The sequence below is a fragment of the Sphingomonas hengshuiensis genome (assembly GCF_000935025.1).
In the GTDB taxonomy this organism is placed as follows: domain Bacteria; phylum Pseudomonadota; class Alphaproteobacteria; order Sphingomonadales; family Sphingomonadaceae; genus Sphingomonas; species Sphingomonas hengshuiensis.
In genome coordinates, this window is sequence record NZ_CP010836.1 from 229,315 (window position 1) to 253,646 (window position 24,332).

The following is a 24,332-nucleotide window of genomic DNA, read 5'->3' on the forward strand; positions in this document are numbered from 1 at the left end:
CCGTGCGCGCGAAATCAGGATGGGCCTGGCCCACCGCGACCGGGCATGAAGCGATAGGTGATCCGACCCTTGGTCAGATCATAGGGCGTCAGCTCGACGAGCACTTCGTCGCCCACCAGCACGCGGATGCGATTCTTGCGCATCTTGCCTGCGGTGTGCCCCAGTATCTCATGGTTGTTTTCGAGCTTCACGCGGAACATCGCGTTGGGCAGCAGCTCAACGACTTGTCCGCGCATTTCAAGCAGTTCTTCTTTGGCCAAAAATATGCCTCTCGGGTGAGCGCCAGCAAAATTTGGCGGAGCCTTTACTCTGCCGGGGGGGAAAAGGGAAGGTGGGCGGTGCGGGGGACGTGTCGTCGGGGTGCGAAAGAAGAAGGTAGAGGTTCGCGCAGAGGCGCGGAGGCGCAGAGGGGGTTCTGGCGAAACGGGCGTGGGGGCATGAAGCGGACGGGCGTTGACGCCCGAATAGCGGTGGTTGGAAACTGGTGCTAGATTGGGACGATGAAGGCGTTTCCGTCCTTACTGGCTGTGGCTTGTGCAATGCCGCTTGTTGGCTGTTCGGTCGACATCGATGCAGAAAATGCTGTTGCCCGCGGGGCTTCCTTGACGGAAATTGAGAATGATGGCGAAGCCTCAGCAGTCCGGCCCGATGGTGCAGGGACGTGGGTGCTGATCACGGCCCAGATCAAAAAAGAGGATGTCGAAAGCGTCTCTCGCTGGGAAGTGTATCCCCATGTTTACATTGTCGAATGTGTTACAGGCAGGGATGTAAATGTAGGGAGCGAGCCAAAGATTGGGGGAGAGGACTTCGCAAACAGCAACGCTGTTAAAGCGCAGTTGGATGCGCAACCAGACAAGCTACATTATCAGATGCGAAGTCTCATCTTTGCCCGCAAAGGGGACTTTCAAACGCCGCAGTGTTTGCAGTTTCGAGGTGGCAGCATGCTCGGGCAGAAGATCATCGAGAAACAATTTCCCATCCGTATCGTCGGTCCGCTTCCCTAGGGCCAACTCACACCGGACCCGGCCTCTCCGCCGTCCCCCGCAGAGGTGCGCGCGCCCCTCTGCGCCTCCGCGCCTCTGCGCGAGCCTCTCTCTTCTGTTTGACCATCCCCCGTCTCCAGAATCGCCCGCTTGCCATCCCCCCACCCCCTCACTTACACTCGTGTTAATTGGACGGCCCATCCAGGGCTGCCACGACAGGAGCAGAGGATGGCGGAGGCCTATATCGTCGCGGCGGTGCGTACCGCCGGCGGGCGTCGCAACGGGCGGTTGATGGGGTGGCATCCTGTCGATCTGGCGGGGGCGGTGCTGTCCGAAGTCGCGGCGCGCAGCGGGATCGATCCGGCGGCGATCGACGATGTCATCATGGGATGCGTGGGGCAGGCGGGCGAGCAGGCGCTGCATGTCGGGCGCAACGCGGTGCTGGCCTCGACTTTGCCCGACAGCGTGCCCGCCGTGTCGATCGACCGGCAATGCGGTTCCTCGCAACAGGCGATCCAGTTCGCGGCGCAGGCGGTGATGTCGGGCACGCAGGACGTGGTGATCGCAGCAGGCGTCGAGCATATGAGCCGGGTGCCGATGGGCACATCCGTCGCGGGCGCGCGACCGTTCAGCGAGCGGGTGCTCGCGCGGTACGGCGTGAAGGGGTTCAGCCAGTTCACTGGTGCCGAGATGATCGCGCGCAAATATGGCCAGGATCGCGCGATGGTCGACGGCTATGCGCTGGAGAGCCACCGCCGCGCCGCCGCCGCGGTTGAGCGCGGCGATTTTGCCGACGAGATATTGGTGCTCGACGTCGATACGCCCGACGGGGCCGTGCGCCACGCTGTCGACGAGGGTATCCGTTTCGACGCCAGCCTGGAGGGGCTGGGCGCGCTCAAGACGCTGGCCGAGGGCGGGGTGGTGACGGCGGGCAATGCCAGCCAGATTTGCGACGGCGCGTCGGCGGTGATGGTGGTCTCCGAAGCCGCGCTGAAGGCGCATGGCCTCACGCCGCTCGCCCGGATCGTGAACCTGACGGTGAGCGCGGGCGATCCGGTGATCATGCTGGAGGAGCCGCTGTTCGCGACCGACAAGGCGCTCAAGCGCGCTGGCATGTCGATCGGCGATATCGACCTGTACGAAGTCAACGAGGCGTTCGCGCCGGTACCGCTCGCGTGGCTACACCATGTCGGCGGCGATCCTGCGCGGCTGAACGTCAATGGCGGGGCGATCGCGCTGGGGCATCCGCTGGGTGCGAGCGGGACCAAGCTGATGACGACATTGGTCCACGCGCTGCGCAAGCGCGGGCTTCGCTATGGGTTGCAGACGATGTGCGAAGGCGGCGGCATTGCCAACGTCACCATCGTCGAAGCGCTTTGAGGGGGATTTGGCCATGGATTTCAACGGTATCGCCGCAGTCGTCACCGGCGGCGCATCGGGGCTGGGCGCGGCGACGGCGCGCGCGCTGGCGGCGGCGGGGGCGAAGGTCGCGCTGTTCGACATGAACGCCGAGAAGGGCGAGGCGCTGGCCGCCGAGATCGGGGGCGTGTTCTGCAAGGTTGATGTGCGATCGGACGAAGAGGTCGATGCGGGCTTTGCCAAGGCGCGGGCGGCGCATGGGCAGGAGCGGGTGCTGGTCAATTGCGCGGGGGTCGGCAACGCCTTCAAGACCGTCAGCCGCGACAAGACGAGCGGCGAGATCCGCCAGTTTCCCGCCGCGTCGTTCGACTGGGTGATCCAGGTCAATCTGGTCGGCACCTTCCGTTGCATCGTCAAATCGGCGGCGGGGATGCTGACGCTTGAGCCCGGAGAGGGCGGCGAGCGCGGCGCGATCGTCAACACCGCCAGCGTCGCGGCGGAGGACGGGCAGATCGGGCAGGCGGCCTATGCGGCGTCGAAGGGCGGGATCGTCGGCATGACACTGCCCATCGCGCGCGACCTGTCGAGCGAGGGTATCCGGGTGAACACCATCCTGCCGGGGATTTTCGACACCCCGCTGATGAACGCAGCACCACCGCAGGTGAAGGACGCGCTGGCGGCATCGGTGCCCTTCCCCAAAAGGCTGGGCAAGCCTGAGGACTATGCCAGCCTCGCGCTGGAGATGCTGCGCAATCCCTATTTCAACGGCGAGGACGTCCGGCTGGACGGTGCGATCCGCATGGGGCTGCGGTGAGCGGCGGCTGGCGGGACGATCCCGAACTGGTCGCGCTGGGCGATCACGCCGCGCGCTTCTTCGAGCGCGAAGCGCCGCCGGAGCGGATCGCGGGCTGGCGCGAGGCGGGGCAGGTCGAGCGCGCCTTTTGGCGGCAGGCGGGCGAGGCGGGGCTGCTCGGCGCGTCGATCCCGGTCGAATATGGTGGCGCGGGCGGCGATTTCCGGCACGACGTGGTGCTGGTCGAGGCAGTGGGGCAGTGCGGCGTCGAGGGATTCGCGCTGTCGCTGCACAATGTCATCATCCTCCCCTATGTCCTCGCGCACGGGACCGAGGAGCAAAAGGCGCGCTGGTTGCCGAAACTCTGCTCTGGCGAGAGCGTGGCCGCGATCGCGATGAGCGAGCCGGGCGCCGGATCGGATCTGCAATCGATCCGCACCACCGCGATCCGCGACGGCAACGGATACCGGATCAACGGCGCGAAGACCTTCATCTCGAACGGCCAGATCGCCGATTTCGTGATCGTCGTCGCCAAGACCGATCCCGCGCAGGGCGCCAAGGGCGTGTCGCTGTTGGTCGTCGAGACGGGGGAAGCCGAGGGCTTCCGCCGGGGCAAGGCGCTCGACAAGGTCGGGCTGGATGCGCAGGACACGTCGGAGCTGTTCTTCGACGATGTCTGGGTCCCCGCCGACAATCTGCTCGGCACCAGCGAAGGGCAGGGTTTCCGGCAATTAATGGCCGAGCTGCCCCGCGAGCGGCTGGTGATCGCAGTGGGCAGCGTGGTGACGATGCACAAGGCGCTCGACGTGACGACCGAGTATGTCAAGCAACGCCAGGCGTTCGGTCAGCGTGTGTTCGATTTCCAGAACACTCAGTTCAAGCTCGCCGAGTGCAAGGCGAAGACGGAGGTGGCGCGCGTCTATGTCGAGGATTGCATCGCGCGCCAGATCGCGGGCACGCTCGACCTGACCAGCGCCGCCATCGCCAAATATTGGGTGACCGACGCCGAATGGCAGGTGGTCGACGAGTGCCTCCAGCTCCATGGTGGCTATGGCTATATCAACGATTACCCCATCGCGCGGATGTGGCGGAATGCGCGGGTGCAGCGGATTTATGGCGGGTCGAACGAGATCATGAAGATGCTGATCGCCCGAAGCCTATAGCGCCGGCTCCTCCGGCAACCGGCACACATCCACCCAGTGGGCCGACACCAGCACCGCCAGCCGTTCGGGCGCGATTTCGACCGAGCTGGTCAGCGATCCCGCCGCCGGGAAGACGCTGGTGAAGGCGCGGAGCGAGACGTCGCAATAGACCGGCAACGGCGTCGCGAGGCCGAACGGGCACACGCCGCCCACCGGATGCCCGGTCAGCGTCAGCGCCTCTTCCGCCGCCACCATGCGGGGGCGCCCGCCGAACGCCGCCTTGGACTTGGCGTTGTCGATCCGCGCATCGCCGCGCGCGACGACCAGCAGCACTTGCTCGTCGACGCGCAGCGCCAGTGTCTTGGCGATCCGCGCGGGGGCGACGCCCAGCGCGGCGGCGGCCTCCGCGACGGTGGCGGTGCTCGCGCCCTGATCGATTATGGTCAGGTCGGGGGCATGGTCCGCCAGCCATGCGCGAACGGTTTCGATCGTCATGCCAAAGCGTCTACAGGCGGTGGCGCCGGGGTTGAAGCCCCCAAGCGGGCTATGCCGCCATGTCGAGCACCACGCGCCCCTCGATTCCGCCGGCGCGCATCTTGTCGAAGACGGCGTTGATATTCTCCAGCCTATCGGTGCTGACCGTCGCCGCGACCTTGCCCGCCGCTGCGAAATCGAGCGACTCCTGCAAGTCCAGCCGCGTGCCGACGATCGATCCGCGCACGGTCAGGCCGTTCAGCACCGTATCGAAGATCGGCAGCGGGAAATCGCCCGGCGGCAACCCGTTGAGTGCCAGCGTGCCGCCCCGGCGCAGCATCCCCAGTCCTTGCGAAAACGCCTTGGGCGATACCGCCGTCACCAGCACGCCGTGCGCGCCGCCGATTTCCTTGCGCACCACCGCCGCCGGATCAGCGTGGAGTGCATTCACGGTCAGCGCCGCGCCCAGCCGGGTCGCGAGCGCCAGCTTGGCGTCATCAATGTCCACTGCCACCACGTTCAGCCCCATCGCGACGGCATATTGCACCGCCATGTGGCCCAGCCCGCCGATGCCCGAAATCGCCACCCAGTCGCCGGGCTTGGTGTCGGTCACCTTCAGCCCCTTGTACACGGTCACCCCTGCGCACAGGATCGGGGCGATTTCGACGAAGCCGATCTTGTCGGGCAGCAGGCCGACATAATTGGCGTCGGCGAGGACGTAATCGGCATAGCCGCCATTGACCGAATAGCCGGTGTTCTGCTGGCTCTCGCACAGCGTCTCCCACCCGCCCAGACAATGGGTGCAATGGCCGCATGCGCTGTACAGCCAGGGCACGCCCACCCGGTCGCCCTCGCGCACATGCGTCACGCCCGCGCCGACGGCGGCGACATGGCCCACGCCTTCATGGCCGGGGATGAAGGGCGGGTTGGGCTTGACCGGCCAGTCGCCCTCGGCGGCGTGGAGATCGGTGTGGCACACGCCGCTGGCGGCGACGCGCACCAGTATCTCGCCGGGGCCGGGGCGCGGCACCGCGACTTCCTCGATCACCAGCGGCGCACCAAAGGCGCGGACAACAGCGGCTCTCATCGTGGTCTGCACGGCTTTTCTCCCGATTGTTCGGGGAGGCCATGCCTCGCGCGTAGGGCACGTCCCATTGGGACAGTCCCGTATCGGCGCCGCAATGATCAGCCGGGGATCGCCGTCACCTCGACCAGCTCGATCGCGTCGGCACGCCCGTTGAACGCCACGCTCTCGCCTGCTTCGGCGCCCAGCAGCGCATGGGCGAGCGGGGCGGAGAAGGCGAGGCGGTCCGCCGCCGGATCGGCCTCGTCATGCCCGACAATGTCGATCGTGCGCAGCTTGCCTGCCAGCCGGATGCGGACGCGCGAGCCGATGCCGGCCACGCCCTCCTCGGGCGGCGGGGCAAGCTGGGCGGTGGTGCGCCGGGTGTTCCAATAGCGGCGTTCGCGCTGGAGCACCTCGCGCGGCTCTTCGGCGGGCTCGGCGGCGATTGCGGCTTCCAGCGCAGCCACCTTCGCCTCGATCGCGGCGAGTCCCCGTGCGGTGACCAGGTTTGGACCCGAGGGCAGCGGAATCTCGAACTTGGGCTCCTTATGCTCCTCGTCGCTCTCGCGGCGGAACGCGACGCTCATCCCTTGGGTGTCGTTTCGAGCGTCGAGGAGACCTTCCACAGGTCGATCGCGCCTTCGGTGGCGTGGCGATCGATTGCGGCAAGCTCCTCGGGCGAGAAGTCGAGATTGTTCACGGCATCGAGCGAATCGTCGAGCTGCGCCACCGTGCGCGCCCCGACCAGCGCCGAGGTGACACGCGGATCGCGCAGCACCCAGGCGATTGCCATCTGCGCCAGCGTCTGCCCGCGCGCCTCCGCAATCGCATTCAGCGCGCGGATGCGGGCGAGATTGTCCTCCGACAAGAGCTGCTGCCCCAGCGATCCGCCCTTGGCGGCACGGGCATCGGCAGGAACGCCGTTCAGATATTTCGAGGTCAGCATCCCCTGGGCCAGCGGCGAAAAGGCGATGCAGCCGGTGCCGAGCTCGCCCAGCGTATCGAGCAGCGACTCCTCGATCCAGCGATTGAGCATCGAATAGCTCGGCTGGTGGATCAGCAACGGCACCTTGTGCTCGGCCAGGATCGCCGCCGCCTTGCGCGTCAGCTCGGGCGAATAGCTCGAGATGCCGACATACAGCGCCTTGCCCTGCTGGTGCAGCGTGGCGAGCGCGCCCATCGTCTCCTCCAGCGGAGTCTTGGGATCGACGCGGTGCGAATAGAAGATGTCGACATAGTCGAGGCCCATCCGCTTCAGGCTCTGGTCGCACGACGCGATCAGATATTTGCGGCTGCCGCCGACATCGCCGTACGGGCCGGGCCACATGTCCCACCCGGCCTTGGTCGAGATCACCAGCTCGTCGCGGTGCGCGGCGAAATCCGTCGCCATCACGCGCCCGAAATTCTCCTCGGCTGAGCCATAGGGCGGGCCGTAATTGTTCGCGAGGTCGAAATGGGTGACGCCACGGTCGAACGCCCGGCGCAGCATCGCCCGCGCGGTTTCGAACACGTCGGTCCCGCCGAAATTCTGCCACAGCCCCAGCGAGATCGCCGGCAGGTCGAGCCCGCTGCGACCGGTGCGGCGATAGGGCATCCGACCGTCATAGCGTGCGGGATCGGCGGTGTAGGGCTGGGGGAAGGCCATGGAATTCCTCTTCGGGCAACGGATTTGCATCCGTCCTATCGCAGTCCGCGCCAACGCGCGACTGGCGCAAAGGGATGCTTCAGATTCCGTTTGGAAATGCGCCGTGGCGCATTTCGCGGTGCCAGCCCGCTCCCCCGCCCGGCCACCCGACGACAATATTCTAGGGGTGGCCGGGCGGGGGAGCGGGCCGGCACCGCCTTGAAATTCGCTCTTTCGCGAATTTCCAAACAACTTTCAGACGGTAAAGCTCTCGCCGCAACCGCACGCGCCCTTGGCATTGGGGTTCTGGAAGGTGAAGCCGGCGGTGAAATCGTCCTCGACCCAGTCCATCGTGGAGCCGACAAGGTACAGCACCGAGGCGCCGTCGACGAAGAATAGCCCGCCGGGGGTCTCGATCCGCTCGTCGAACGGCTTGGCCTCGGTCACATAGTCGACCGAATAGGCGAGCCCCGAACAGCCGCGTCGCGGCGTCGACAGCTTGACGCCCAGCGTCCCCTCAGGCGCCCTGGCCATCAGTTCGGCGATGCGCGCCTCCGCACGCTGCGTCAGCGTCAGCGCGGCGGGGCGGGTGCGGGTCTTCACGTCGGTCATGTCTTGCCTCTTGTCCGACCCTTCCGGTCTGCGCTCCCCTTCCGCAGAGCGGGAGGGGCAGGGGGAGGGCCTGTACTAGATAGGAACGAATCGTCCCTCCCCTAACCCCTCCGCCACGCGGAAGGGGAAAGAAGGAGGGCGCGCGTCACAACATCCCCAGTTCCAGCTTGGCGTCGTCGCTCATCTTTTGCGGGTCCCAGGGCGGGTCCCATACCAGATTGACGTCGGCGGTCGCGATGCCGGGCACCGAACTCACGCGCAGCTCGACCTCGCCGGGCATCGATTCGGCGACCGGGCAATGCGGCGTGGTGAGTGTCATCATCACGGCGGCATGGCCCTCATTGGTCACGTCGACGCCGTAGATCAGCCCGAGGTCATAGATGTTGACCGGGATTTCGGGGTCGTAGATTTCCTTGAGCGCGGCGATCACCGCCTCATACAGCGCGCCGCCGGGCTGCCCGTCCGGGTGCGGCTCGGGCTTTTGCGAGAGGAAGCCGGCGAGATAGTCGCGCTTGCGCTCGAAGCTCGCCTGCACGCCCTCCGGCTCGGCGATCGCGTCGTCGACGCGCGCCTTGGGCGGGGGTTCGACGGCGTCGACCTGCTCGACTGCGATCCTGCGTTCCTCGTTCATCCGAAGATCCTCGTCACTCGTTGTATTCCCTCGACCAGCGCGGCGATGTCGTCCGCGCCGTTGTACACGCCGAAGCTGGCCCGCGCGGTTGCGGGCACCTCCAGCAATTCCATCAGCGGCTGCGCGCAGTGATGGCCTGCGCGGATCGCGACATTGCCCTCGTCGAGGATCGTCGCGACGTCGTGCGGGTGGACGCCTTCCACTGCGAAGCTCACGATCCCGGCGCTGTCGTCGGGTCCGAACAGGCGCACGCTGTTGATCTGCGACAGCGCGGCGCGGGCGCTGCGGACCAGTGCGGCCTCATGCGCCTCGATCCGGTCGAGTCCCAGTCCGGCGACATAGTCGATCGCGGCGTGGAGCCCGAGCACGCCGACGATGTGCGGCGTCCCCGCCTCGAACCGGCCGGGGGGCGGGGCGTAGCTTATCTTCTCGAAGCTTACGCGATCGATCATCGAACCGCCCCCCTGCCAGGGGGGCATTGCGTCGAGCAGGTCGTAGCGGCCCCACAGCACCCCGATGCCGGTCGGGCCATAGAGCTTATGCCCTGAAAACACGTAGAAATCACAGCCGATCGCGGCGACATCCACCGGCAGCCGCGCCACCGCCTGGCAGCCGTCGATGAGAATTTTGGCGCCCACGGCATGCGCCAGTTCGGTCGCGCGGCGGGCGTCGAGCACCGATCCCAGCACGTTGGAGACATGCGCCAGCGCGACCAGCTTGTGCGCGGGAGTCAGCATCGCCGCCATCGCGTCGAGGTCGATGCGGTGGTCGGCGGTCAGCGGCACCACGTCGATCGCCGCGCCCACGCGCTCGGCGGCCATATACCAGGGCACGATGTTCGAATGATGCTCGAGCGCGGAGAGCAGGATGCGGTCGCCCGGCTTGAGCTGGGTCGCGGCCCAGCTTTGCGCGACGAGGTTGATCCCCTCGGTCGCGCCGCGCACGAACACCACTTCCTCGGGCTTGCCGCCGATGAACGCCGCCACGCGGGCGCGCGCCGCCTCGAACGCCAGCGTCATGTCCGCCGAGCGCTGGTACACGCCGCGATGGACGGTGGCATAGGTCTCGCCATAGCCGCGCGTGATCGCGTCGATCACCGGGCGCGGCTTTTGCGAGGTCGCGGCGGTATCGAGATACGCCCAGCCCGCCGGGATTGCGGGGAAATCGGCGAGCACGTCGAGGGGGGCGGTACTCACTTTCTCCCCTTCCGCTTGCGGGAGGGGTCGGGGGAGGGCCTGGGAGAGATCGACGTTCATAGGTCGCCCTCACCCTTCCCACTCGGCTGCGCCGAGCGGGCCCCTTCCCTCTCCCGCTGGGAGAGGGAGGCTTCCAACCAGCGGTCGGCATCGGCTTCGAATGCCGCGCGCACCGTTTCGTCGCCGATCCGGGCCACCGCGTCGGCGACGAAGGCGCGGGTCAGCAGTGCCTTGGCGCGGGCTTCGTCGATGCCGCGGCTCTGAAGGTAGAACAGCGCCATGCGGTCCAGCTCGCCGACCGTGGCGCCGTGCGCGCACTTCACGTCGTCGGCGAAGATTTCCAGCTCGGGCTTGAGGTTAACCGTCGCGCCGCGATCCAGCAGGAGACCGCGCAGCGACTGTTCGCCATCGGTCTGTTGCGCAGCACGCGCCACTTCGACGCGGGCGGCGAGGCTGGCCGCCGAACGGTCCGCCGCGACCGCGCGCCAGAGCTGGCGCGAGCTGCCCTCGACGGCCTCATGCCGCACGGTGACCGCCGCTTCCTGGCGCTGGCTGGCGCGGGTCAGCAGCGCGCCGCCCATTTCGGCGAACGCGCCCTTGCCGGTCAGCGTCAGCGTGCCGTCGATGCGGCTGCCCATCCCGCCCGCGCCGAGGAAGATCGAGACGAGGCTCGCCGCCGCGCCGATTTCGGCCTCGTCGCGGATCGACACGAAGCCGTCGGCCTGCACCAGCCGCACCGAGCGCATCAGCCGCGCGCCGGTATCGAGCGAAATCTGCGTCAGCCGGTTGGCCCAGCCATGGCCGGCAAAAGTCTCGACGATGCTTGCCACCGCATCGGCATCGAGCGCGATCCGCGCGGGGACATGGCTCTCGCCGCCCGAGCCGAGATGGACGACCTGGATCGTGCCCACTGCATGCTCGGCGCCGACGCGCAGCACCCAGCCCTCGCCGACGGCGAGGCGCCCCAGCGGATGCTCGGTCGCGGCGATCTGCGGCGCGACCTGCACCGGGCCGGGGCGGCTATGCGCAGGCTCGAACACGCCGTCGACGAAGCACAGCCGCGGGCCTTCGATGTCGAGGAACAGGGTGGCGGGATCGATGCCCGTTGTTGCGGGTGCGCTCTCGGCGGCGGTGCGCAGCGCGCCCATGTCCGCCCAGCGCCAGGCCTCCTGCTTGGGCGAGGGGAGGTCGAGCACGGTCATGCGATCCTCCCCGGCACGGGGAGGGGGACCATGCGCAGCATGGTGGAGGGGGCGTGCCCCAAACCGATTCGCCTGTGGCGGGCCCCCTCCACCAAGCCGCTACGCGCCTTGGTCCCCCTCCCCGTGCCGGGGAGGATCGGAAACGGCGACGATTCGAGGATTGATCCGGCGCCGCTCATGCCGCGATCGCCCCATAGCCTTCGCGCTCGAGCTCGAGCGCGAGTTCCGGCCCGCCCGAGCGGACGATGCGGCCATCGGCGAGGACGTGGACGAAATCGGGCCGCACATAATCGAGCAGCCGCTGGTAATGGGTGATCAGGATCACCGCCTTGTCGGGCGCGCGCATGATGCGGTTGATGCCGTCGCCGACCGCCTTGAGCGCATCGATGTCGAGCCCGCTGTCGGTCTCGTCGAGGATCGCCAGCTTCGGGCCGATGATCCCCATCTGGACCATCTCGTTGCGCTTCTTCTCGCCGCCCGAAAAGCCCACGTTCACCGGGCGCTTGAGCATTTCCATGTCCATGCCGAGCGCATCGGCCTGGGCACGCGCCAGTTTCAGGAACTCGCCGCCCGACAGCGGCGCCTCGTCGCGCCCGCGGCGCTGGCTGTTGAGCGCCTCGCGCAGGAACTGGACGTTGGAGATTCCGGGGATTTCGACCGGATATTGGAAGCCGAGGAACAGCCCCGCCGCGGCGCGCGCATGCGGCGCCATGTCGAGCAGGTCGGCGCCGTCGAAGGTCACGCTGCCCGCAGTCGCTTCATAGCCCGGACGCCCGCCCAGCACATAGCCGAGCGTCGACTTGCCCGCGCCATTGGGGCCCATGATCGCATGGACTTCGCCCGCGCCGACGCGCAGCGTCAGGCCCTTGAGGATTTGCTTGCCGCCGATTTCGGCGTGGAGGTTTTCGATGTTCAGCATCATTCCGGTTCTTTCCTTGCCGGGCCGGTCGTGCCGCCCCGCGCATAAGCGAGCATGCGATCCTGTACGCATGCAGAGACCGCGGCCTGTTCGCGGGGCCGCTGGTTGAAACATTGCACCGTGGTGGTGCACGCGGTTCGGTCGAACGCGCTGTCGCCGCTGGTCCGATCGATCGCGCACGCCGTCGCCCGGCCCTTGCGATTGGTCTTCAGGCTCACTTTCAGCGCCAGCAACCGGCCCGAAACGACGATTTCCTCGCCCGGCGGCGCTTCCGGCGGTGCGTCCTGGGGCACGGCGAGAAGGGCCAGCAGCGTCGCGGCGATCATAGCGGCACGACCAGCAAATTGACCGATGTGAGCGGACCTGGCGCATTGTAGACGTCGACGCGACCGCCATCGGGAAGCTGCCAGATGACCTTATATTGTTTGGGGCTGACGATCGCGTTCGACACGTCGCTCTCCACCGCGTCGAACACGCGCTGCATCCGCTTCCACCAGCCCGCGCTCACCACCCGGTCACCCACCTTGACGCGCCCGGCATCATGATCGCTTTCGACATAGGCGCGGCAATCGGTCACCGCCGTCCGGATCGCTGCGTCGCGCGCGGCGTCCTCCTCGGGCGCGATGCCGACGCGGCGGACGATGCAGCGCGCATGGCGCGTGGCGAGCCCGATCTGGGCCACGTTCGACACCTGCACGCCGCCGCTGACGTTCAGGTCCTGCACGACCATGGCGGCAATGAACAATGCGATACTCATCGGGTTTCCTTGTTCCCTTTGGGAATGTGGTGAGTCATTCGGGCTTACCCCCGCCGAAGGTGACGACGGGCCCGTTGCTCGGCGCCTTGGGAAGCGGGGGAAGCTTGACGCGCTGACGCTCGGTCTCGCGGCTTTCCTCGCCGGGCTGGAGCGGGCCGGCCTGGCCCGGGGCCAGCGGCTGCGGGCGCACGAGGCTTGGCAGTTCGAACACCACGGCCTTGGCAGCGGGAGGGGGGGCGGCCACGATCGGATCGATCACCGCGAACTGGACGCAATCCTCGACCACATCCTGCGTCTTGGCATAGCAGACCGGCGTCGACTGGCAGGCCTTGGTGTCGCGCCGCTGGCTGCCGCTCGAGACCATCACCCGGCAATTGTGGAGGCGCCCGTCGGCGCTCTTGTCGAACAGCATCGTCGTGGTGCCATAGGTGGCGCGCACGACGATCTCCTCCTCGGCGGGCGCCGCGGCGGCGGACGGATCGGGCACGTCCTGGGCAAGGAGGAGCAGCGCGAGGATCACCGTTCAACTCGTCAGATTACTGCGCATTGTAAGGTGATAGGACTTACCGGGTCCGGAAAATCACCTTTTGAAGTCGGATAATGTTCGACCAGCAAGACTCGGAGTTTGATTTCCCCGGCTTCCGTCTGAACGAAAATTATCTCATCAGTTCGTGGAACGCTTGCAAATTCAAAATGGTCCGACACTGTGCCGCATTCGGTATCAACAAATATCTGCACCATCACCCCACGCTCCCTTCCAGCGAAATCCCCAGCAGCTTCTGGGCCTCAACGGCAAACTCCATCGGCAGTTGCTTGAGCACGTCCTTGGCAAAGCCGTTGACGATCAGCGCGACCGCGGCCTCCTGGTCGAGCCCGCGCTGCATTGCGTAGAACATCTGGTCCTCGCTGATCTTCGACGTGGTCGCCTCATGCTCGATCTGCGCGGTGGGGTTCTTGACTTCGATATAGGGGACGGTGTGCGCGCCGCACTGATCGCCCAGCAACAGGCTGTCGCACTGGGTGAAGTTGCGGACATTCTCGGCGGCGGCATTCACCAGCACGCGCCCGCGATAGGTGTTGTCGCTGCGCCCGGCGCTGATCCCCTTCGACACGATGGTCGAGCGAGTGTTCTTGCCGATATGGAGCATCTTGGTGCCGGTATCGGCCTGTTGGCGGCCATTGGTCACCGCGACCGAATAGAATTCGCCGACCGATCCATCGCCCTTCAGCACGCAGCTGGGGTATTTCCAGGTGATCGCGCTGCCGGTCTCGACCTGGGTCCAGCTCACCTTCGAATTGCGCCCCTCGCACAACGCGCGCTTGGTCACGAAGTTGAAGATGCCGCCCTTGCCGTTCTCATCGCCGGGATACCAGTTCTGGACGGTCGAATATTTGATCTCGGCATCGTCGAGCGCGACCAGCTCGACCACGGCGGCGTGGAGCTGGTTCTCGTCGCGCATCGGCGCGGTGCAGCCTTCAAGATACGAGACATAGGCGCCCTTGTCCGCCACGATCAGCGTGCGTTCGAACTGGCCGGTATTCTCCGCATTGATGCGGAAATAGGTGCTCAGCTCCATCGGGCAGCGCACGCCCTCCGGGATGTACACGAAGGTCCCGTCCGAGAAGACGGCGGCGTTGAGGGCGGAGAAGAAATTGTCGCGCACGGGCACGACCTTGCCCAGCCATTTCTGAACCAGCTCTGGATATTCGCGGATCGCCTCGCTGATCGAGCGGAAGATCACCCCCGCCGCTTCCAGCTCGGCGCGGAAGGTGGTCGCGACCGAGACGCTGTCGAACACCGCATCGACAGCGATCTTGCGGCTGCCCTCGACCCCGGCGAGCATCTTCTGCTCCTCGATCGGGATGCCGAGCTTTTCGTAGACGCGCAGGATCTCGGGATCGACTTCGTCGAGCGAGCCGAGCTTGGGCTTCGCCTTGGGCTCGGCATAGTAATAGGCGTCCTGGTAATCGATCGGCGGGATGGCGAGCTTCGCCCAGTCGGGCAGTTCCATCGTCTGCCAAGTGCGGAACGCCTTGAGCCGCCAGTCGAGCATCCATTCGGGCTCGTTCTTCTTGGCGGAGATGAAGCGGACGGTGTCTTCGCTCAGCCCCTTGGGTGCGAACTCCTGCTCGATGTCCGAGCTGAAGCCCCATTCATACTTCTTGTTCGCGGCGGCATGCGCCTCGGCGTTCTTGGTAGCCATCATGCATTCCCACTCAGGGTGGCGAGGGAAACCCCCGCGAGCGCGCCCTTCACGGCGCCATTGACTGCGTTCCAATGCGGGCGGACCCGGCACGATCCCTCGACCGCGCAATCATGCCGGCCGCCGTCGACGCAGGCGGTGAGCGCGATCGGCCCTTCGATCGCCTCGACGATATCGGCGATGGTGATCGCGGCGGGCGGGCGGGCGAGGCGGAAACCCCCGCCGGTGCCGCGCGCGCTCTCGATCAGCCCCGCGGCGGAGAGCCGGCTGACCAGCTTCTGCACCGTCGGCAGCGGCAGCCCGGTTTCTTCGGACAGCAGCGTGGCGTTGAGCCGGCACGACGCGCCGCAATGGCGCGCCGCTGCGGTCATCATCACCACGGCATAGTCAGTCAGGCTGGAAAGTCGCATCGCACCCAATCGGACGGTTTCAGTCCGATTGCATGTGGGGTCACTTTGGCCGGCGGTCAACCAGTTCTTCGGGAATTACGTCGGGCAGGAAGTGGAATGTCTCGTTATCGAGCGTCGCCGCGAGCACCGGATCGATCCGTTCGCGCAGCGTGCGCGGAGTGTGGCCGGTGAAGTGCTTGATCTCGTTGATCATGTGCGACTGGTCGGCGAAAGGGCCGATCACGTCGGACAGCGGCGCGCCCTGATATAGCCGCATCGCCGCGCGAATCGCGCGGAACTTGCGCTTCAGGTGCATCGGCGCGCTGCCGAAATATTCGCGGCACAGCCGCTGGACCTGGCGCTCGCCCAGCCCGCTGGTGGCGCGGATCGAGTCGTAGAGCTGGTCGAGCGTGCCGTCCTCGATCACCGTCCATTCGCGGACCGCGCGCAGGAAGGGGAGGTGCGCATGGGGCACCGGCTTCACTTCGTGGCGGCGCATCTTGAGCAGCGGCTCGACCGCGGCGACCATCTCCTCGAGCGTCGCCATCTTGCGCAACCGGCCCAGCAACAGCGCGGCCTGTTCGCAGAACAGCTTCTCGCCGTCGATGATATGGTCGGTCACCTTGTGCGCCGGGATGCCGATCAGCGTCTTCCACCCGATCGCGCGCAGCGAAACGCCGAAGCAATGGAACGGCCCGTCGACGCGATAGGTGGCCGCAGCGGTGCCCGGCCCGTTGATCATCACCGGGCGCGTGCGTTCGACGCGGCCATCGGGGAAGGTCATCTCACCCTCGCCGCGCAGCACGAACCGCAACTGGCCCAGATCGACTCGCTCGATCCCTTCCACCAGCGCGGCCTCGTAGCGATACAGATAGTAGGACTCGACCAGCGGCATCATGCTGCCGGTAGCCTTGCGGAACTCGATCGTCGGTATCACCGGCGCATAGATTCGCGCGCGTGCGGACCTGTCGGTCCTGATTGTGCCTGCGTAAGACATTGTGACCCTGAGCCCCCTGATTCTCAGATTCATTTTCGTGGGGGGCAGTCTATACCATGCAAATAATTTGTACAAAAAATGACCCGACCGGTTGCCCGGTCGGGTCAGGAAAAAGGGCTCCCCCCGTTAAAGTGGAACCCCTCGGGTCGCATTTCCTCTCTACGCCGCTCGGCGGCTGACGTATTGGATGAATTCGACATTTTTGACTTTCCGCCGCGATATCGCGGGTTCAAAAGCAGGCATCATGGCATATCCGTTCCGAACCGCTTTGTTCACGCTCGACGCGGAAAAGGCGCATGGCGCCGCGATCGCACTTCTCCGCGGCTGGGGGGCGTTGGGCGCGCCGTTCGCGGTTGACTCCATTCCGGATGCGTCGAGCGTCACGATCGCGGGAATCAGCTTCCCCAACCCCGTCGGGCTCGCCGCAGGACTCGACAAGGATGCCGAGGCAATAGTCGGACTATTCGGGCTGGGTTTCGGCGCAGTCGAAGTCGGCACGCTGACGCCGCGGCCCCAGCCGGGCAATCCCCGACCGCGGCTGTTCCGCCTGGCCGAGGACGAGGCGGTGATCAACCGCATGGGGTTCAACAACCATGGCATCGACGCCGCGATCGCGCGGATCGCCGCGCTGCGCCGCCGGCCCGGAATCCTGGGCATCAATGTCGGGGCGAACAAGGATTCGACCGATCGCGTCGCCGACTATGCGCTGGGCGTGGCCAAGGCCGCGCCGCATGCCGATTATATCACGATCAACGTCAGCTCGCCGAACACCCCCGGGCTGCGCGATCTCCAGTCGCGCCCTGCGCTCGACGAGCTGCTCGCCGCCTGCGACGCCGCGCGCGCGCATGTGCCGCTGTTCCTGAAGCTGGCGCCCGACCTCGATCGGGCCGGGCTGGAGGGCGCGATCCGCGCCGCGACCGATAACCGAGTCGATGCGCTGATCGTGTCGAACACCACGCTCTCGCGCCCCGATACGCTGCGCTCGTCGCAGCGCGGCGAAGCGGGCGGGCTGTCGGGCGCGCCGCTGCGCGCGCTGGCCCGCGCCAAGCTTGCCGAGGCAGTGGAGATCACCGGCGGGGCGCTGCCGCTGATCTCGGCGGGCGGGATCGACAGCGCCGACGAAGCGCGCCGCCGCCTCGATGCGGGGGCGCGGCTGGTCCAGATCTACAGCGCGCTGGTCTATAAGGGGCCGGGGCTGGTGCGGCAGATCGTGCGCGGGCTGGCGGAGCGGGGTTAGCCCCGCGCGATCCGCTGTGCCACGGCCTCCAACTGGCGGGCAGCCGTCAGCCATCCCGCTTCGAATCCCATGACCGCGTGCTGGTCCCTGAGGTCCTCGGACCAATGCCGGGCGCTGGCGCGATAGCGGGTCCGCTCTCCGTCCGGCTCCAACTCCCATACGCCGACGAGGAACGGCTCTTGCGGGACCCATCCGACCGCGAACGCGTCGGTCCAAACGACCCGCCGCGCCGGAATCGCCTCCAGGATCACGCCTTCCAGTCGGTTCTTCTCCTCGCCATCCGGCCCGCGCAGGATCATCGCGCTCCTGCCACCGGGGCGTACGTCATGCTCGATCAACTCGGTCGTCCACGGTTTCGGGCACCACCATTCCGCTAGGTGATCGGTCCATGCCCTCCACACGGCATCGACGGGCGCGTCGATCAGCGTCTCGATCGACAGCTCCAACGCGGGATCGGTGTCTGGCATCCTGTGGTTCCTCAATCCCGGTCCGGGGCGCCCGGCGGGAAATAGCTGCGATAGGGTCGGGCTTCGTCGACCACGCGCGCGATCGTCGGGCGCGCGAGCAGCCGGGCGCGATAGGCGCGCAGCCGGGGATGGGTCTCGGCGATCAGGTGGACCCAATCGGCGTAGAACAGCGCGGGCGCGGCGGCGCAATCGGCGAGCGAGAACCCGCCGCTGGCCCATTCGCGCCCGTCCAGCCAGGTTTCCAGCCAGCCATAGGCCTTGTCGAGCATCGCCTTCGCCTGATCGACTTCGATCGGGTCGCGCCGCTCGGGCGGCCGTAGTGCGTTGTTCACCACGCGCTGCATCTGCGCCATGACGTGGTTGTCGAAGATGCGGTCGAGCATCCGCACCTCCAGCGCGGCATCGCCCTCCGGGATCAACGGCACGGGCCCCGGATGATGGCGCTGGAGATGCTCGATGATGATGCTCGATTCCATCACCGGCACGCCATCATCGACCAGCAGCGGGAATTTGGCGAGCGGCCAGAGCCGCGCGAGTTCGGCCCCGTTCTCGGGCACCTCCAGCGAGCGATAGTCGAACGGCGTGGCGTTCTCGTAGAGCGGAATCAGCACCTTCCAGCAATAGGACGAGAAGGGGTGGGCGAAGAGTGCGAGCGCCATCAGCCCCGCGACCCCACTACGCCGAAATGCAAGCCCTGCGGATCGAGCGCATAGATCACCCAGTCGCCGCCCGGAACCTCGATCGGGCCATGGGCCAGGCTGCCGCCGCGTTCCTCGATCCGCGCCTTGGCCTCTTCGATCGGGCCGACGCGGAAGAAGTAATTCCAGCGCGGGCGCTCTCCCGGTGGGGCGGGCATCACCGCGCCGATCACGCCGCCGTCATGGCTGAGGAAGCTGTATTCGCCCATCGGCCCCATCGGCATCGCGCCGTCCTTCTGCCAGCCGAACTGGTCGGCGTAGAAGGCGAGCGCTGCTTTGTCGTCGGCGGCGTAGAGTTCGTTCCATTCGCCATGGCCCGGCGCCATGCGCTTGAACGACGTGCTCGGCTCCGGGCTGGCGCCCTTCATCACATAGAATCGCGCGCCGCCCGGATCGGCGACCATCGCCAGCCGCCCGACGCCGTCGAGCGTGGTCGGCGGCATGTCCACCGCGCCGCCGCTTTCCGCGACTTTCGCCGCGGCCGCATCGACATCGTCTACTCCGATATAGCCGTACCAGCCGGGGGCGGGGCCGCCCTCCGGCGCGCGCATCATCCCGGCCACGCCCTCGCCATCGGGAGCGCTGAAGATGCGATAATCGTCGGGGCCGGCGACGGTCGCGCCGCCATAGCTGCCGACGCTCCAGCCGACGACATGCCCGTAAAAGGCCGATGCGGCGTCGGGGTCCGAGGTCATCAACTCGTACCAGATCGGGGTGCCGTGGGGATTGGTCATCGCGCTGTTCCTTCAGGCTCCAGTGTCGAGAACGACTTCGAATTCACCGTAGATCATCCGCTTCGGATCGAACGGCATGTCCTCGCCCGGTGCCATGCTGGGATCGGCCATCACCTTTTCCCACCCCGCGTCGCGCGTCGCCTTGTCGGGCCAGACGATCCACGAGAAGACGATGGTGTCGCCTTCGTCGGCGGCGACGGCGCGATAGAAATCGGTCTGCTTGCCATGCGGCACGTCGGTGCCGAAGGTCTCGACGACCTGGAGCGCGCCATGTTCCTGGAAAACGGGGGCCGATTTGGCCGCGAGTTCGATATAGGCGTCGCGCTTGCCCGCGGGCACCGGCGCCACGAATCCGTCGATATAGGGCATCTCTCTCTCTCTCTCCTCCTTAGGTTGCGCCGCCTCAGGCCGTCTCGACTGGGCGCGCGTCGAATTCGGCCAGTTGTGCCGCGATCGCCGCGACAAAGCCCGGACGGGCGAGGCAGCGCTGCTGATAGGCCGCCAGCCGGGGGTGTTCGGCGAGCAATTCGGTATGGTCGAGCGCGCGCAGCGCCGATGCCATCAACAGGTCGCCCGCAGTGAAGCCGCCCTCCAGATAGTCGCGATCGCCGAGTGCGGTTTCGAGCTGCCCCAGCCGCGTGCGAATCGCCTCGACCAGGCTGGGCCGCCGCAGATCGGCCCAGGGCTCGCCCCGCGCGAACAGATCGACGGTGGTCAGTTCCATCAGCATCGGCTCGACGCTGTTGAGCGCGGCGACCATCCAGCACTGCGCCCGTGCGCGCTGCGCGGGGTCGAGCGGCAACAGCGCTTCGGACGCCTCGGCGATGTGGAGGACGATCGCGCCCGATTCGAACATGCGCACGGTGTCGTCGCGATACGCCGGCACCTGACCGAACGGCTGGTCGGCGAAATGGCTGGCGGGCCGCTGCGCCGCGCTGATCGGCCGCGTGCGATAGGCAATGCCCGCTTCTTCGAGCGCCCAGCGGACGCGAAAGTCCCGGACATAGCCGCGTGCGAAATCGGGTACCCAGTCGAAGGTCACGATCTCGACCGGGCTGTTGGGATCTGTCGGCATGCAACTCTCCTCTTGGTTGTGCGCCCCTCAGGCCGCGACCGCCGCCTCCAGCGCGGCAATGTCGATCTTCTGCATCGTCATCATCGATTGCATCGCGCGCCGGGCGCGGTCGGCGTCGGGGCTTCCGATCAGCTCCATCAGCTGGCGCGGCGTGATCTGCCACGAAAAGCCCCAGCGATCCTTGCACCAGCCGCAATCGCCTGGCGCGCCGCCGTTCGTGACGATCATCGCCCATAGCCGGTCGGTCTCGGCCTGGTCGTCGGTCAGGATCTGAAACGACACGCTCTCATTGGGCGTGAAGGCGGGGCCGCCGTTCAGCCCCGCGAATTTCTGCCCCGCCAGCGTGAAATCGACGACCAGCACCGCGCCCGCGGGCGCCGCCGGCGTGTCCGCTGCGGCGCGGACCACGCGCTCGATCCGGCTGTCGGGCAACAGCGACACATAGAAGCGGGCGGCCTCCTCGGCATCGCTGTCGAACCACAGCATCGGCGCGATCTTCGCCATTGCTCAGGCCTCCGCCGGCTGCGCCATCGCGGCCATCGCGGCTTCGGCGTCCATGAACATCGGCTCGAAGATATGGCCGTCGGGGTCCTCGAAGCTGCGCGCGTACATGAAGCCCATGTCCTGGGGCTCGCGGATATCGCCCTTGCCCCCGGCGGCGGCGGCGCGCGCGACGATCGCATCGACATCGGCGCGGCTTTCGCGCGAGATGCACAGCAGCACCTCGGTCGTCGCATGCGCGTCGGCGAGCGGCTTGGGCGTGAAGCCCTGGAAGAAGGCGCGGTCGAGAACCATGAAGCTGATCGTGTCCGACAGCACCATGGCACTGGCGTGGGGACCGCTGAAGCGCGGATCGAGAGCGCAGCCGATCGCTTCGTAAAAGGCCGTGGCGCGGGCCACATCGGCCACCGGCAGGTTCACGAAAATCATCTGCGGCATCGGCCATCCCCCTGAATTCATTGTCCCGACTCGATTCGGCCGGCGACTTGATTCGTGCCGTCATCGGTTATAAAAAGCAACCATGAAGTTAGAAAATATAACTGAAGGTCGCAACAAACCGAAGCGTTGGTACGATGATGCGTGCGGGACGGCGCTGGCGCTGGAGTTTGTCGGCGAGCGCTGGGCGCTGCTGATCGTGCGCGAATTGCTGCTCGGCCCGCGCCGGTTCGGGGAAATCCGCGCCGGGCTGCCCGGGATCAGCGCCAATGTCCTGACCCAGCGGCTGGCGGGGCTGGAGGCCGACGGGATCGTGGTGCGCGAGAAGCTGGCGCCCCCCGCCAATGTCCAGGTCTATGCGCTCACCGCCTGGGGGCGCGAGGCCGAGCCGGTGGTGATGGCGCTGGGCCAATGGGCGCTGCGATCGCCGCGGCACGACCCGAGCCTGCCGTTCTCGCGGGTGTCGCTGTTGCTCGCGCTACGGATGATGCTGCTGCCCGAGCGCGCGGCAGGGTGGGCGGGGCGGATCGGCTTCCGGCTGGGCGAGGAGACCTATGCCGTGGCGGTGGAGAACGGCGCGCTCGACATCGCGCGGGGCAGCCTGAGCGGAGTCGAGGCGGTGTTTATCGGCGAGCCGAATGATTTCCTGCCGGTGTTGTTCGGGCCGATGCCGCTGGCGATGGCGCTGGCCGAGGGGCGCTTCGCCGTCGAAGGCGATGTGGCCCGCGCCGCCGCGTTTGCGGGGCTGTTCCTGCTGCCGCCGAAGGTGGTGGGATGAGGGTGGGGCTATCGCATATGGATGCGATGCCCTCCTTTACCGCCGTCCTGCTGAACTTGTTTCAGCATCCAACGCGCCACAAGCTGCGAATTCCCGTGTTGCGCGTTGGACCCTGAAACAAGTTCAGGGCGACGGAATTGATAGAAGCGGCCCTCCGTTCCACATGCCCTTGCCCTGCGCCTGCGGGCGAATTTCAGCGAGGCTCAATCCGCGTTAGCGCCCGCAGGTTTCCGGGCGGCCCGGCTTGCCCCAGCAGCCCTGGCGGATCTGGATGCGCAATTCGGCGCAGGGGCGGCGTGCGCTGCATTGGCCGCCGCTGGTGCCGGTCACCGCCTCGCACTGCGACGCGAGCCGCGCTGCCGCCGCGCCGCCGATGTCGCCGGTGCAGCTCTGCTCGCCTGCACCTGCGCGCCATGTGCCGCCGTGCTTGATGGGGTGCGGGCGCGGCTTGGGCTTGGGTTTCGGCTTGGGCGTCGGGCGCGGTGTCGGCCGGGCGGCGGGGACCGCGGGGTAGAGATAGCGGCGATAGGCGATGGCGACGCAGCCGGCGTCGTTGCACGCATCGCGCTCGCTCAGCAGCGCATAAAGCTGGTTCTCGAGTATCTCGAGCCGCTGGTCGGACGCATTCTGGCGGTCATTCGCCCATTGCCCCGCCAGTTGGCGATGGAGCGCGTTTAGCGCCTTGTCGTCGCACACCAGCCATTCGGCGCGAGTCAGCGTGCCGGTGCACAGCGGGTCCTGCGTCAGCCACGGCGCCGGAGCGGGCGGGGTCGGACTCGCCGTCGGAGTCGGCTTGGGAGTCGCGCTGTTATTGGCGACGGGCTGCCCCCAGCATCCGGCCAGCATTATCAACAACGCCGCCGATCCTATCGCCTTGCGCATCGATTCCCCCCAGAACGCGATCGTTACCGTGACGTCATGATCTCATGAATGCATGGCCAAGTGAAGGGCCGCGCCGACCGCGTTCGCGCTTTGGCGTTGCGGTGGGGGTTGGGAGACACTAGTCGGCAGGAACATTCCCCCTTTCGCCGACTTCCAGGAAGCAGTGATGGCAGACATTCCGAATACCCAGCCCGACAGCCGGGAAACGACGATCCTCGAAGCGCCCGACAAGATGGTGAAGGTGCGCGAGCTGTTCGGGATCGATTCGGACATGGAATGCCCGGCGTTCAGCATCGCCGACGAGCGGGTGCCCGATCTCGACCCCGCTTATGTGTTCGATCCCGACACGACGCTCGCGATCCTGGCGGGGTTTGCGCATAATCGCCGCGTGATGGTCCAGGGCTATCACGGCACCGGCAAGTCGACGCATATCGAACAGGTCGCGGCGCGGCTGAACTGGCCGTGCATCCGGATCAACCTCGACGCGCATATCAGCCGCATCGACCTGATCGGGCGCGACGCGATCGTGCTGAAGGACGGCCAGCAGATCACCGAATTCCGCGAGGGGCTGTTGCCCTGGGCGCTCCAGACGCCGACCGCGCTCGTGTTCGACGAATATGATGCCGGTCGCCCCGACGTGATGTTCGTGATCCAGCGCGTGCTGGAGACCGAGGGCAAGCTGACGTTGCTCGACCAGAACCGCGTGATCCGCCCGAGCCCGTGGTTCCGCCTGTTCGCCACCGCCAACACGGTCGGGCTGGGCGATACCAGCGGGCTGTATCACGGCACCCAGCAGATCAACCAGGGCCAGATGGACCGCTGGAACATCGTCGTCACGCTCAACTATCTGCCCGCCGCGGTCGAGGCGAATATCGTGCTCGCCAAGTCGGGCGAATATGACAAGCCGGGCGGCAAGGAGACTGTCGAGAACATGGTCCGCGTCGCCGAGCTGACCCGCCGCGGCTTCATCATTGGCGACATCTCCACCGTGATGAGCCCGCGTACCGTCATCACCTGGGCCCAGAATGCGCTGATCTTCGGCGATGTCGGCTTCGCGTTCCGCCTGTCGTTCCTGAACAAGTGCGACGAGGCCGAGCGCGCGCAGGTTGCCGAATATTACCAGCGCGTGTTCGGCAAGGACCTGCCCGAAAGCGTCGTCGGAAAGGCGTAAGGCGCA

Annotated in this window: 32 protein-coding genes; 7 read left to right on the forward strand and 25 right to left on the reverse strand. The window is 66.8% G+C overall.

Annotated elements, in window-relative coordinates; genetic code table 11:
* Window positions 1-14 precede the first annotated feature (14 nt).
* Window positions 15-260: a translation initiation factor IF-1 gene (gene infA, locus TS85_RS01080; RefSeq protein ID WP_044329883.1), complete on the reverse strand. Its 246-nt coding sequence runs from the start codon at window positions 258-260 to the stop codon at window positions 15-17.
* A gap of 240 nt (window positions 261-500) precedes the next feature.
* Between infA and TS85_RS25120 the strand changes: the two genes are divergently transcribed.
* From TS85_RS25120 to TS85_RS01095, 4 genes are all read left to right on the forward strand, one after another.
* The gene (locus tag TS85_RS25120; protein ID WP_155006259.1) at window positions 501-1,004 is read left to right on the forward strand and encodes a hypothetical protein; all 504 of its coding nucleotides are present in this window, start codon (window positions 501-503) and stop codon (window positions 1,002-1,004) included.
* A 207-nt stretch (window positions 1,005-1,211) separates the two neighbouring features.
* Entirely contained in the window at window positions 1,212-2,363 is a 1,152-nt protein-coding gene (locus TS85_RS01085) for an acetyl-CoA C-acetyltransferase (protein WP_044329884.1), read from the forward strand.
* A 13-nt stretch (window positions 2,364-2,376) separates the two neighbouring features.
* Window positions 2,377-3,156, forward strand: coding sequence for an SDR family NAD(P)-dependent oxidoreductase (locus TS85_RS01090; RefSeq protein ID WP_227698622.1), 780 nt, complete (start codon window positions 2,377-2,379; stop codon window positions 3,154-3,156).
* The gene (locus TS85_RS01095) at window positions 3,153-4,298 is read left to right on the forward strand and encodes an acyl-CoA dehydrogenase family protein (RefSeq protein WP_044329886.1); all 1,146 of its coding nucleotides are present in this window, start codon (window positions 3,153-3,155) and stop codon (window positions 4,296-4,298) included. The genes TS85_RS01090 and TS85_RS01095 overlap by 4 nt, the downstream gene beginning before the upstream one ends.
* Here the strand turns inward: TS85_RS01095 and TS85_RS01100 are convergent.
* The 16 genes from TS85_RS01100 to TS85_RS01175 all read right to left on the reverse strand — a co-directional run bounded on the left by TS85_RS01100 (window position 4,293) and on the right by TS85_RS01175 (window position 16,288).
* Window positions 4,293-4,772: a YbaK/EbsC family protein gene (locus TS85_RS01100; protein WP_044329887.1), complete on the reverse strand. Its 480-nt coding sequence runs from the start codon at window positions 4,770-4,772 to the stop codon at window positions 4,293-4,295. The genes TS85_RS01095 and TS85_RS01100 overlap by 6 nt on opposite strands.
* Before the next feature lie 49 nt (window positions 4,773-4,821).
* Window positions 4,822-5,850 (reverse strand): alcohol dehydrogenase AdhP, encoded by a 1,029-nt coding sequence (adhP, locus tag TS85_RS01105; RefSeq protein ID WP_044329888.1) that lies wholly within the window; start codon window positions 5,848-5,850, stop codon window positions 4,822-4,824.
* An 86-nt stretch (window positions 5,851-5,936) separates the two neighbouring features.
* Complete coding sequence (locus tag TS85_RS01110) at window positions 5,937-6,404, reverse strand: GreA/GreB family elongation factor (RefSeq protein ID WP_044329890.1); 468 nt, start codon at window positions 6,402-6,404, stop codon at window positions 5,937-5,939.
* Entirely contained in the window at window positions 6,401-7,462 is a 1,062-nt protein-coding gene (mgrA, locus tag TS85_RS01115; RefSeq protein ID WP_044329891.1) for an L-glyceraldehyde 3-phosphate reductase, read from the reverse strand. The genes TS85_RS01110 and mgrA overlap by 4 nt, the downstream gene beginning before the upstream one ends.
* A 234-nt stretch (window positions 7,463-7,696) precedes the next feature.
* Window positions 7,697-8,053: a HesB/IscA family protein gene (locus tag TS85_RS01120; protein ID WP_044329893.1), complete on the reverse strand. Its 357-nt coding sequence runs from the start codon at window positions 8,051-8,053 to the stop codon at window positions 7,697-7,699.
* A gap of 145 nt (window positions 8,054-8,198) precedes the next feature.
* Entirely contained in the window at window positions 8,199-8,684 is a 486-nt protein-coding gene (locus tag TS85_RS01125) for an SUF system Fe-S cluster assembly protein (protein WP_044329896.1), read from the reverse strand.
* Window positions 8,681-9,859: a cysteine desulfurase gene (locus TS85_RS01130; RefSeq protein ID WP_407082117.1), complete on the reverse strand. Its 1,179-nt coding sequence runs from the start codon at window positions 9,857-9,859 to the stop codon at window positions 8,681-8,683. The genes TS85_RS01125 and TS85_RS01130 overlap by 4 nt, the downstream gene beginning before the upstream one ends.
* Window positions 9,860-9,936: 77 nt before the next feature.
* On the reverse strand, window positions 9,937-11,082 hold the full coding sequence (locus TS85_RS01135; RefSeq protein ID WP_044329901.1) for a SufD family Fe-S cluster assembly protein: 1,146 nt from the start codon (window positions 11,080-11,082) through the stop codon (window positions 9,937-9,939).
* 175 nt (window positions 11,083-11,257) lie between these two features.
* On the reverse strand, window positions 11,258-12,001 hold the full coding sequence (gene sufC, locus TS85_RS01145) for a Fe-S cluster assembly ATPase SufC (protein ID WP_044335637.1): 744 nt from the start codon (window positions 11,999-12,001) through the stop codon (window positions 11,258-11,260).
* The gene (locus TS85_RS01150; protein WP_044329907.1) at window positions 12,001-12,327 is read right to left on the reverse strand and encodes a hypothetical protein; all 327 of its coding nucleotides are present in this window, start codon (window positions 12,325-12,327) and stop codon (window positions 12,001-12,003) included. Before TS85_RS01150 ends, sufC begins: the two co-directional genes overlap by 1 nt.
* Window positions 12,324-12,758, reverse strand: coding sequence for a hypothetical protein (locus TS85_RS01155; RefSeq protein WP_044329909.1), 435 nt, complete (start codon window positions 12,756-12,758; stop codon window positions 12,324-12,326). Before TS85_RS01155 ends, TS85_RS01150 begins: the two co-directional genes overlap by 4 nt.
* A gap of 34 nt (window positions 12,759-12,792) precedes the next feature.
* Window positions 12,793-13,278 carry a hypothetical protein gene (locus TS85_RS01160; RefSeq protein ID WP_044329911.1) on the reverse strand — a complete coding sequence of 162 codons (486 nt, stop codon included), beginning with the start codon at window positions 13,276-13,278 and terminating at the stop codon, window positions 12,793-12,795.
* An 11-nt stretch (window positions 13,279-13,289) separates the two neighbouring features.
* Window positions 13,290-13,499: a hypothetical protein gene (locus tag TS85_RS25125; protein ID WP_155006260.1), complete on the reverse strand. Its 210-nt coding sequence runs from the start codon at window positions 13,497-13,499 to the stop codon at window positions 13,290-13,292.
* Entirely contained in the window at window positions 13,499-14,962 is a 1,464-nt protein-coding gene (gene sufB / locus TS85_RS01165) for a Fe-S cluster assembly protein SufB (protein WP_044329913.1), read from the reverse strand. The genes TS85_RS25125 and sufB overlap by 1 nt, the downstream gene beginning before the upstream one ends.
* Entirely contained in the window at window positions 14,962-15,372 is a 411-nt protein-coding gene (locus TS85_RS01170; protein WP_044329915.1) for an SUF system Fe-S cluster assembly regulator, read from the reverse strand. The genes sufB and TS85_RS01170 overlap by 1 nt, the downstream gene beginning before the upstream one ends.
* A gap of 40 nt (window positions 15,373-15,412) precedes the next feature.
* Window positions 15,413-16,288 (reverse strand): AraC family transcriptional regulator, encoded by an 876-nt coding sequence (locus tag TS85_RS01175; protein ID WP_227698623.1) that lies wholly within the window; start codon window positions 16,286-16,288, stop codon window positions 15,413-15,415.
* 304 nt (window positions 16,289-16,592) lie between these two features.
* On the opposite strand from TS85_RS01175, the gene TS85_RS01180 reads away from it, so the two are divergent.
* Entirely contained in the window at window positions 16,593-17,585 is a 993-nt protein-coding gene (locus TS85_RS01180) for a quinone-dependent dihydroorotate dehydrogenase (protein WP_044335639.1), read from the forward strand.
* Here TS85_RS01180 and TS85_RS01185 read toward each other — a convergent pair.
* From TS85_RS01185 to TS85_RS01215, 7 genes are read right to left on the reverse strand one after another with little or no spacing between them, the layout of a single operon-like run.
* Window positions 17,582-18,052 (reverse strand): SRPBCC domain-containing protein, encoded by a 471-nt coding sequence (locus tag TS85_RS01185; protein WP_044329919.1) that lies wholly within the window; start codon window positions 18,050-18,052, stop codon window positions 17,582-17,584. The two genes, TS85_RS01180 and TS85_RS01185, sit on opposite strands and share 4 nt — an antisense overlap.
* Window positions 18,053-18,063: 11 nt before the next feature.
* Window positions 18,064-18,711: a glutathione S-transferase family protein gene (locus TS85_RS01190; RefSeq protein ID WP_044329922.1), complete on the reverse strand. Its 648-nt coding sequence runs from the start codon at window positions 18,709-18,711 to the stop codon at window positions 18,064-18,066.
* Entirely contained in the window at window positions 18,711-19,484 is a 774-nt protein-coding gene (locus TS85_RS01195) for a VOC family protein (protein ID WP_044329923.1), read from the reverse strand. The genes TS85_RS01190 and TS85_RS01195 overlap by 1 nt, the downstream gene beginning before the upstream one ends.
* A gap of 12 nt (window positions 19,485-19,496) precedes the next feature.
* Window positions 19,497-19,853: a DUF1428 domain-containing protein gene (locus tag TS85_RS01200; protein ID WP_044329925.1), complete on the reverse strand. Its 357-nt coding sequence runs from the start codon at window positions 19,851-19,853 to the stop codon at window positions 19,497-19,499.
* A 34-nt stretch (window positions 19,854-19,887) separates the two neighbouring features.
* Window positions 19,888-20,559, reverse strand: a complete 672-nt coding sequence (locus TS85_RS01205) for a glutathione S-transferase family protein (RefSeq protein WP_044329927.1) — start codon at window positions 20,557-20,559, stop codon at window positions 19,888-19,890.
* A gap of 27 nt (window positions 20,560-20,586) precedes the next feature.
* Window positions 20,587-21,063, reverse strand: a complete 477-nt coding sequence (locus TS85_RS01210; protein WP_044329930.1) for a VOC family protein — start codon at window positions 21,061-21,063, stop codon at window positions 20,587-20,589.
* Window positions 21,064-21,066: 3 nt separating this feature from the next.
* Window positions 21,067-21,498 carry a VOC family protein gene (locus TS85_RS01215; RefSeq protein ID WP_044329932.1) on the reverse strand — a complete coding sequence of 144 codons (432 nt, stop codon included), beginning with the start codon at window positions 21,496-21,498 and terminating at the stop codon, window positions 21,067-21,069.
* A gap of 82 nt (window positions 21,499-21,580) precedes the next feature.
* On the opposite strand from TS85_RS01215, the gene TS85_RS01220 reads away from it, so the two are divergent.
* Window positions 21,581-22,273, forward strand: a complete 693-nt coding sequence (locus TS85_RS01220; RefSeq protein ID WP_044329937.1) for a winged helix-turn-helix transcriptional regulator — start codon at window positions 21,581-21,583, stop codon at window positions 22,271-22,273.
* 213 nt (window positions 22,274-22,486) lie between these two features.
* Here the strand turns inward: TS85_RS01220 and TS85_RS01225 are convergent, their stop codons facing one another.
* On the reverse strand, window positions 22,487-23,155 hold the full coding sequence (locus tag TS85_RS01225) for a hypothetical protein (RefSeq protein WP_044329939.1): 669 nt from the start codon (window positions 23,153-23,155) through the stop codon (window positions 22,487-22,489).
* Window positions 23,156-23,321: 166 nt separating this feature from the next.
* On the opposite strand from TS85_RS01225, the gene cobS reads away from it, so the two are divergent.
* Entirely contained in the window at window positions 23,322-24,326 is a 1,005-nt protein-coding gene (cobS, locus tag TS85_RS01230) for a cobaltochelatase subunit CobS (protein WP_044329941.1), read from the forward strand.
* Window positions 24,327-24,332 lie beyond the last annotated feature (6 nt).